Raw genomic sequence first — 9,234 nt, 5'->3', positions numbered from 1 at the left:
AGGGAGAGAATCTAAATGGTCGCTAAATCCTGCAGTAAAAGAATCGACGTCCCCTGCGGTGTGGCGTTTCCCTCGAAACACAAACGCTCAGTCATACAATTGACGTCTCTTGGCGAACCGATACCGATCGCCGCAGCACTCGCACAGCAGGTTGGTGGTGCGTGTACCCCCCCCCGCACCGGGTTCAGTGGTTCATCGTCGCGTCGATCGAAACGGTGTGAACGCGGTAACCCGCCAGCATACGGCAATGACGGGGTTTCCCAGTCTCCTTCGACCGATGATAGAACCGGGCCGGACGCCTAATTTTTTCGATTTTGAAATAATTGGACCCCTTAGGGCATCTAGCTATATAATCGGTCTACCCGCCACATCCCCAGTCCTACCCCAGCCAGCTGTTTTCCCACCCCTCGGCCGGCGTGTAGCGGTTTCAGGCGATCGCCAAATCGACTTCCCTGTCGATTCAGCCGGACAATTGACACGCAATTCTTCGATCCCGCAAAAAGATTCAAAATGATCCACCGTAGAAACATGCTGCAAGGAATCGCAGCTGGCGTCGGCGCTGCTTTTGGCCCTTCGATCCTCGCCGAGCGTTTGCTGGCGTCACCTGCGACGAACGTTCCCCCTCTCGGCAATTCGACTCCCAAACGAATCGTCTTCTTCATGCAGAACCAGGGGTTTGACCCCAAGACCTGCATTCCGAGCGGGATGAAAAATAGCGGTTCACTGGCCAAGGCCAAATTGCCCGAGCCGATCAGCCCGCTGGAACCCTACAAAGATCGACTGCACATCATCAACGGGCTGCACGGTCTGCATACCAGTCCCTCGCACAGCGCCTTTTTCGGCGCCCTGGGCGGCTATCGCGGCAGCGACGGTGTGCCACCGAGTGCCCCGACGATCGATTACGAATTGAGCAAGGTGTTGCCGCAGACACTGTTGCCGCATCTGTGCATTGGCATGGATTCGATCGAGAACATGACGACCAAGCCCACGCTCGCGACGCTGTCCGCCAGCGGCGCCGGCCAACCGATCTTCATGCATTCCAACCCGAACCATCTGTACCAGATGTTGTACGGTGGCATCTCGACCGGTGACATTCGCAAGCAGCACGAAGCGCGGACGAGCTTGATGTTGCAAATTGAACAGTTTGCCGCGTCCAAGGGTCGCGCGCTTCCGGCGGCCGACAGCCAACGCTACGACCAATACGTCCAAGGATTCAAAGAAGCCAATGGCTTGCGCGATCGCCTGGGTGCGGTCAGTGACCACCTCCGCAAGTTCGCACCCGAAGTGGACGAGCGATACACCAATCCCGAATTTGAAACCGACTGGCATGACCGTCTGCTGGACCTCGGGATATCGGCGCTGACCTCTGGCATCACCAACACGCTCACGATCGGTTCGGGACGCGGCGAGATCTTCGGAGCATGGAAAGGTTTGGGCGTCGAGCAGCAGGGGCACAACCTGGGGCACATGGACCAGCCGGACAACCCGATCTGGATCAAGATTCGTCAGTACAACAGCCGCATGCTGGTCCGAATCATGGAAGCGCTCGAGAGCGTTCCCGAAGGCAGCGGCACGATGATGGACCACACGCTGATCGTCTACACCAGCAACAACGCTGACAAGCAGCACACCAACGGTGCGAACTGGCCGGTCATGCTGCTGGGCAACCTCGACGGCGCCTTCAAGTCCGGCTGCTTCACCCAGTTGGATGGCAAACGTCCGATCAACGCGCTGTATGCGAGTCTGTTGCGTGCCGCCGGCCAGAACGTCGATCGCTTCAACATGGACGACAAACAGGCCAAGAAGTTTGACGCCGGCAACGGCCCGCTCAAAGAAGTGCTCGCGTAAGCAACGAACGGACCCCGGTATGACGTTTGAATCCGGAGGGTCTCGCAAGCTGGAAGAACCCAGGGGGACGCAAGCTGGAAGCTTACGCCACTCTACAGTTGGACAACGTTTTTGAAGGTTTTCTGTATGACGGCTGGCAAACAAGTCCGACAAACGAGTTCGTTGGCGTTTGACGTGCATCGGTCCGTGTGGGGTGCCCTGCTCTGTTTCTCCTTCGGCATGTTTTCACTCGGCATGATGTCGTCGGCGGATGCCGAAACGTACACGCCGGGGCAACCGCTGGAAAAGGACTATGAAAGCTTTGCCGGGGCATTTCTTGCCGACCACTGCATCGACTGTCATGGCGAGACGGCACCGGAGGGCGGTCTGTCGCTGCAAGATCTGGGGCCGGTCGACGAGATCAATGCCGGCACCTGGAGAAGCGTGTGGGCGCAGGTCTCGCTGCAGGAGATGCCTCCGCCGGACGCATCGGAGCTTGGAGTGGTCGACCGGTTGCAGTTCTCCGATTGGATTGTGGACGAACTGTCGCGGGTGATGCGGGACAAGGGCGGTTTCCATGATCACCGTGACCCGAACAAGGGCAACTTCATTGATCACGACCTGCTGTTCGGCGCGTTGCCCGAAGAGATTCGATTGGTGCCGACATCGTCGCCGGCCCGGATTTGGCGGGTGACGCCCCAGGAACACATCACGCGTCTGAATGAGCTGATCAACACGGAACCGGAATATGATCCTGAAAAACCGGGGTTGCGGACACACGGCGACGTTGTGCCGACCAATCATGGCGGCGAACTGAAGTTGTACTTCGGCGTCGATCGCATCATCAAGTGGCAAGGCGGCACGGTGGCCTACGCCACGTCGGTCAAAAGCGTTCCCGCGATCCTGTCGTCGGCACGCAAACACGGGCTGGAAAACTACCCCGATTTCTACACGGTCAACAGCGCCGAAGCGACGCAGATTTTGGACGTCGCCGACGACATCATCCGCTACATGGCCGAAGGTCCGCTGAGTATCGCCCAGCCCTATCAGATCACCGACGATCCCGCATCGATTGCGGACAAAATGGTGGGAGACCTTCGCGGCTTGCCGACCAGTCTGGTCTACAGCACCAAGGTGGTTCGTCCACTGACGCCGGTCTATGACCTGATGAAAGAAGACGGTGTCACGGACCAGCGTGTGCGCGGCGCGGTAGAGTTCTTGTTCGAGGCGTTGACCTACAGGCCGCCGACCGATCGCGAGTCGAATCAGTATCTGCAAATTGTCAACGAATCGATTCAGAAGCTCGGCAAAGAAGACGGGGCTGTCCTGGGTCTGTCGTCGATCTTTCTGGATCGTGACGCGCTGTTTCGGCCGGAACTTGTCGAGTACGGTTCGCCGGATCCGCACGGACGCGTCATGCTGCAAGACTGGGAGCTCGGTCTGGCCGTCAATCACGCACTGCGGTACATCAGGCCCGACGACGAACTGCGGACGGCGGTCCTGGCAGGACGCATGCGGACCCGGGACGATGTGCGCCGCGAAGTTCAGCGAATGCTCGCCGATGACAGTATCCGAAAGCCTCGCATCCTGCAGTTCTTTCGGGACTATTTTGACTACGACCTCGGCGGCTACATCTGCAAAGACAACAAAGCGCTCGCGGAAACTGGCGTCAACGCGAGGGGTGTGTCGCACTACCGCGCGATGTTCGACGCGACAGCCAGCACGGACCGCTTGGTCGAACTGATCCTTCACGAAGACAAGGATGTGTTGAAACAACTGCTGACGACGGACAAGGTGGTCGCCACCAAGACCGACGAGGTCTACTTCGGCAGAAAGCGAACTCCAGAAGAAACCGCTGCTGCGGCGGCGGAGGCAAAACGGGCAGCGGCCGAAGAAACGAAGGAGGCGTCCGCGGCGCTGAAATCGGCGAAAAAGGAATTGGCAGCGTTTGAGCAGTCGATGAAGGCGAATCCGGACGAAGACACGGCGAAGAAACAGAGGGAGCTGACGGCGAAAGAGAGGGCGGTCTCGGCTGCCGAAAAGAAACTGGCCGCGATCAACAAGAGGCGGCGCGATACCGAGAATCACAGCGTGGACCAGGCCGACCTGTCCGGACCGAATCTCTTTGCCCGCGTCAGTCGCCGCAGCTTTGGCAACGGATCGATGAAACCTGAACGAGTCCTCGCCACCGCACCCGAAGGCCAACGGTTGGGCATCCTGACCCATCCCAGTTGGCTCGTTTCACACTCCGATGCGATGGACAATCACGCCATCTTGCGCGGTCGATGGGTCCGCGAACGGCTGCTCGGCGGCGGCATTCCCGATGTGCCGATCACCGTCGATGCGATGCTGCCCGATGAACCCCACAGCACGCTGCGCGAACGAATGCGGGTTACGCGGGAAACGTATTGCTGGACCTGCCACGAGAAAATGGATCCACTCGGGTTGCCGTTCGAGATGTACAACCACGCGGGGCTGTATCGAACGCTGGAACTCGACAAACCCGTCGATACCACGGGCGAGATCATCGATTCGGGGGACCCTGAACTCGACGGCGAGGTGGCCGATGCGATTGAGATGATCCAAAAACTCGCCGAAAGTGAACGTGCCGAACAGGTTTTTGTGCGTCACGCGTTCCGTTTCTGGATGGGCCGCAACGAAACGCTCCACGACGCACCCGTGCTGCAAGACGCCCACCGCGCCTACAAGGAGAGCGGCGGCAGTATGAATGCGTTGATCACCTCACTACTGACGTCGGACGCTTTTCTCTACCGCACCCGCACCGAACCCGGAATGTTGGCCGAATCGAAATAGAGATTCAGCAACAAAGGCGGGAGATCCGACACGAATGGCCTGAGTGTTGGTGTGCAGGCTTTAGCCCAATACCGCTAAGTTAAGCGTGGTTTCCTCAACTCGGTGCCCGTAGGCTCGCGCCAGCGTCCGGGCCTCCCCGTCACCTTAACTTAGCGGTATTGGGCTTTAGCCGCCCAATATCGCTGCGTCGCAGCGACCGGGAATCGCCTAAAGGCTAAAACACCAACGGTTGCTGGATTCCTTTTCCGCTGATTGCCGAGCTGGTTGTTGATCGATCAATGCGTTCGAATCGCGTTCAGCGCGATCCCGGCAGGGTTTCAATCTCGCGGTCTTGCCAACCCTTTGCACCTTTTCGCCGTTCTTGTGCATCTTCCGCAGGAGCGTGTCTGGCTTTGGCCCAAGGTTTGCGTTGTTTGATTCGCGCGGTCCCCGTTTGTCTTTGAGCAACCGGTGCCCGTCTCGTGTCTTTCAGTCACCATCCTTTCACGGAGATTCTTATGGCAACGACCACCCAAACTCAATTCAAACGCGACATTCTCGAGGGCGACACGAACGAGCAGGTGACGGCGCTGCTGCAGCACAACTTGGTCAATTTGGTCGACCTCGCCTTGCTCATGAAGCAAGCGCATTGGAACGTCTTCGGTCCAAATTTTCGCAGCATTCATTTGCAGCTTGACGAGATCATTGCGACGGTGCGTGATTCCAGCGATGAGGTTGCCGAGCGGATTGCCGCGTTGGGCGTCGCGGCGGACGGGCGATCGTGCACCGTTGCCGCCGACAGCGACCTGACAGATTACCCGCGCGAATTTGTCGACGTGAAGCAGTCGATCGCACTTGTCGCCGACGCGACCAAGACCACGATCGATTCGTTGCGCGCGGCGATCGAAAAACTCGGCGACTTGGATCCCGTCAGCGAAGATTTGCTGATCGCGATTGCCGGCCCAATGGAAAAGCATCTTTGGATGCTGCAGGCACAAGAGTAGGACAATCGCCAGCAGTCTTGGCGACTTGCGCTGCTGCGTTCACCCTTCCTGACACTCTGTCCAGAGCACCCTCGAGAATGAGTCTGATCGAAGATTTTAAAAAATTCGCCCTGCGCGGGAACATGGTCGACTTGGCGATCGGGTTCACCGTGGGGGCGGCGTTCACAACCGTGGTCAAGTCGCTCGTCAACGACATCATCATGCCGCCGATCGGACTGCTGGCTGGCAATGCCGACTTTTCTGATTTGTTCTGGGTGCTCGACGTCCCCGAGGGGGTGAGCGTGCCGGAGGGCGGATTTCAAACGCTGCAAGCCGCGCAGGATGCCGGTGCGGTGACGCTGAACTACGGCGAGTTCTTCAATAGCTGCCTGACGCTGTGCATCGTTGCGGTTGCGATGTTTGTCATCATCCGCCTGGTCAATCGACTGGATGAGCAACTTGATGAAGCGTTTGGCGAAAAACCGCCTGAAGGCGAACCGAGCGAAAAGAAATGCGACTTCTGCCGGACCACGATCGCCTATCGGGCGACCCGTTGTCCCAACTGCACGTCCAAACTGGAAGTGCCTGCGGAAGTCGCCGCGGATCGCAGCCTTGCAGGGCAGTGACCGCGATCGGGTCTCCTTGCCCTGATTTGGCGGGGCCTGAGTCGGCCGGGCCTGGTCAGGTCCTACGTCGGATCAGCCGCGCGCGGGCGGGCCTCAATGACGACGGAAACACACCGAGGCCCGCAGGCTCTCACCCCATGCCAGCTACTTTGGCCCTGAATTCGTGAGCGGATTCCGCTGCGGCTTCGACCCGAAGATTTATGATGGGCAATGCACGACGTTGATCGTGTTGTGGTAGCATTGACAGGGACTATTCTGGGTGGAGCCACCCGCTGCCGCACGAGTGAACCGCTATGAGTCATCAGCCCGAGCTTCCGGTGATCAATCAATTGCCCATCGACTTGGCTCGCGGCAATTTCATGCGAACGCTGCTGCGTGAACTTTCGGGGACGCTGCAGGACGTCGTCGGATTGGATCAGGCGTCTGGATTCGTGGCCGTGGTCGGTCAGCGGATGGGAGAGCGGATCAACGAGATGTACAGGGCAGCGTCCGGCGGTGACAAATTCAACGCTCAGCAGGTCGGCGAGGTTCTTGTGGATCTGAAACGCCGAATCAAAGGAGATTTTTATATCGTCTCCCAAGACGACGAAAAAATTGTGCTCGGAAACCGCCGCTGTCCCTTCGGCGACAACGTGTTGGACCGCCCCGCGTTGTGCATGATGACGTCCAACGTGTTTGGTATGATCACCGCCGAGAATCTTGGCTATGCCAAAGTGGAGATTCAGGAGGCGATCGCCCGCGGCGATGCGGGGTGTCGGGTGGTGGTTTATTTGCAACAATCGCCAGAGAGTCGATCGGCCGACGGGCGTGAATACTTTTCGGACGAACTCGGCCAGGGTGCGAACGTTGACACCTGAATCATTTGAGATGTTCGGCAACGCATTCAAGGAGGCGTTGCTGCTGGTCTTACCCGACGGCACCATCCGAGCGGGCAATCAACAGGCTGCCGCGATCATCGGCGTCGAGGACCAGGCTCAATTACGGCATCGCGACTTGAGCGGCGTTGTACTTCAATCAGCCTCACGTGTGAAGGATCTGTTGAAGTTGGCGCGGCGAACGTCGGAAGAGACCATTGGTTCGATTGACCTCGGTGAACCCGCTCAGTCGTACCGTGTGATCGCTCGCCGGACGACGGACGCTGACGGACGTGTTTTGCTGTTGCTCCGCATCGAACCCCAACACATCGCGACCCGGCAGTTTGCGTCGTTGAATGAAAAGTTCGATCGCCTCAATCGAGAAATTGCCCGTCGCAGGTCGGCAGAAATGCAACTGCGGACCGAGCGTGATGTTGCCGAGTTTGGCCGCGATATCGGCATTGCATTGGTCCAGTCCCGCGGACTGCAAGAGGCGTTGGCGAAGTGTGCGGATCTGATGGTCGATCGTTTGGGTGCTGCCTTTGCGCGATTCTGGTTGGCCGATGAACAGCAAACCGAACTAAAGTTGACCGCCAGCAGTGGGCTGTACACGCATCTTGATGGCCGGCACAGTCGAATTCGCTTTGGCGACTACAAGATCGGACGTATTGCGGCCGGGCAACGAGCGCACGTGACCAACCGCGTGATCGGAGACGAGGAAATTCATGATCAGCAGTGGGCCAAGCGTGAAGGGATGATTGCGTTCGCTGGCTATCCGTTGATTGATGATGGGGAGACCGTCGGTGTGATGGCAATGTTTTCTCGTTATCCCGTTGGCGAATCGGTCGCCTCGCTGCTCGAATCCGTTGCCAATGGAATTGCATTGCGAATCCGCAAGCAATCGATCGAAGACGGGCTGGCACGCCAGACCGAGGCGTTGCGTGAAGCAGACCGGCGAAAGGACGAGTTTCTCGCCATGCTTTCACACGAATTGCGAAACCCGTTGGTGCCCGTCCGCTCCGGCTTGGATCTACTGGTCCTCAGCGAGACCGAGCATCAAGACGCCATCCGCATGATGCAGCGACAGGTCGAACACTTGGTTCGACTGATCGACGATTTACTCGATGTGTCACGAATCATGCGCGGCAAAGTCGAATTGCGCCGCCAACGCGTGCCGGTCGACCAGCTCGTCGAGCATGCGCGTGACATGTTGCGTTACACGATTGAGCAGGCCGGCCATCAACTGACCGTCCGGCTGCCCGAGCAACCGGTTTGGTTGGACGCCGATCCCGTTCGGCTGACCCAGGTCATCGAGAACCTGCTCAAGAACGCTTGCAAGTACACCGATTTTGGCGGAAAAATCTCGATCACGGTGACGAAAGAAGAAGGCGACTGGGTGTCGATCAATATTCAAGACAACGGATTCGGCATCGATCACGACCTGTTGCCGCAAGTGTTCGATCTATTCACTCAATCCAACAGAACACTCGAACGATCCCAGGGTGGCCTCGGGATCGGTCTGACCCTCGTCAAGAACATGGTGGAGATGCATGGCGGTACGGTGTCGGTCGCAAGTGGTGGGCTGGGGACCGGAAGTACCTTCACGGTTCGATTGCCGTGCTGCAGTGCTCCCTCCGGTTCGCAAGGGCCGGCGGTTCGCCCAGCCGCTTGCGTGACGCCGTTTCCATTGCGGGTGCTCGCGGTCGATGACAATCGAGCCGCCCGGTTGATGATGGAAAAACTATTTGAAAAGCTCGGTGCCCAGGCGGTTGCCACGGCCGAAGACGGTCCATCGGCGTTGAAGAAATTTTCAAGTTTCGGGCCCAACCTGGTGCTGCTGGATATCGGTTTGCCCGGAATGGACGGATACGAACTCGCCCGCCGAATACGGGAATTGACGACGGACCATTCCTTCTTGCTGGTCGCGCTGACCGGATACGGGCAACAGGAAGACCGCCTGAAATCAAAGGTCGCCGGCTTCGATGAGCATCTGGTCAAACCGCCCAGTATCGATCAGCTCCGAGAGTTGCTCAGTCATCCTCGGTTCAACCGCAGCTAGACAAGGTGAACGGGGTAACCATCGGTGGGCGCGGTTCCGAACGCGGTTTGGTAGCCGGAGTGGCAAAACGATGGGGCAGAATGATGGGAGGG

Annotated in this window: 6 protein-coding genes; all 6 read left to right on the top strand. The window is 58.4% G+C overall.

What is annotated here, in order from left to right; all coding sequences use genetic code 11:
* Nucleotides 1–510 precede the first annotated feature (510 nt).
* The 6 genes from NZK35_RS19270 to NZK35_RS19245 all read left to right on the top strand — a co-directional run bounded on the left by NZK35_RS19270 (nt 511) and on the right by NZK35_RS19245 (nt 9,142).
* Nucleotides 511–1,848 (top strand): DUF1552 domain-containing protein, encoded by a 1,338-nt coding sequence (locus NZK35_RS19270; RefSeq protein WP_259634155.1) that lies wholly within the window; start codon nt 511–513, stop codon nt 1,846–1,848.
* Nucleotides 1,849–2,067: 219 nt separating this feature from the next.
* Nucleotides 2,068–4,641, top strand: a complete 2,574-nt coding sequence (locus NZK35_RS19265) for a DUF1588 domain-containing protein (RefSeq protein ID WP_259634184.1) — start codon at nt 2,068–2,070, stop codon at nt 4,639–4,641.
* 497 nt (nt 4,642–5,138) lie between these two features.
* On the top strand, nt 5,139–5,624 hold the full coding sequence (locus NZK35_RS19260; RefSeq protein ID WP_259634154.1) for a Dps family protein: 486 nt from the start codon (nt 5,139–5,141) through the stop codon (nt 5,622–5,624).
* A gap of 77 nt (nt 5,625–5,701) precedes the next feature.
* Entirely contained in the window at nt 5,702–6,229 is a 528-nt protein-coding gene (mscL, locus tag NZK35_RS19255; RefSeq protein ID WP_259634153.1) for a large conductance mechanosensitive channel protein MscL, read from the top strand.
* 293 nt (nt 6,230–6,522) lie between these two features.
* On the top strand, nt 6,523–7,086 hold the full coding sequence (locus tag NZK35_RS19250; protein WP_259634152.1) for a methanogen output domain 1-containing protein: 564 nt from the start codon (nt 6,523–6,525) through the stop codon (nt 7,084–7,086).
* A gap of 10 nt (nt 7,087–7,096) precedes the next feature.
* Nucleotides 7,097–9,142 (top strand): hybrid sensor histidine kinase/response regulator, encoded by a 2,046-nt coding sequence (locus tag NZK35_RS19245; protein WP_259634151.1) that lies wholly within the window; start codon nt 7,097–7,099, stop codon nt 9,140–9,142.
* Nucleotides 9,143–9,234: the final 92 nt, after the last annotated feature.

It is taken from the genome of Stieleria sedimenti (assembly GCF_025060895.1).
Taxonomy (GTDB): Bacteria; Planctomycetota; Planctomycetia; order Pirellulales; family Pirellulaceae; genus Stieleria; species Stieleria sedimenti.
Note: the sequence above shows the minus strand (reverse complement) of the source record. Positions and strands in the feature narration are given on the sequence as shown.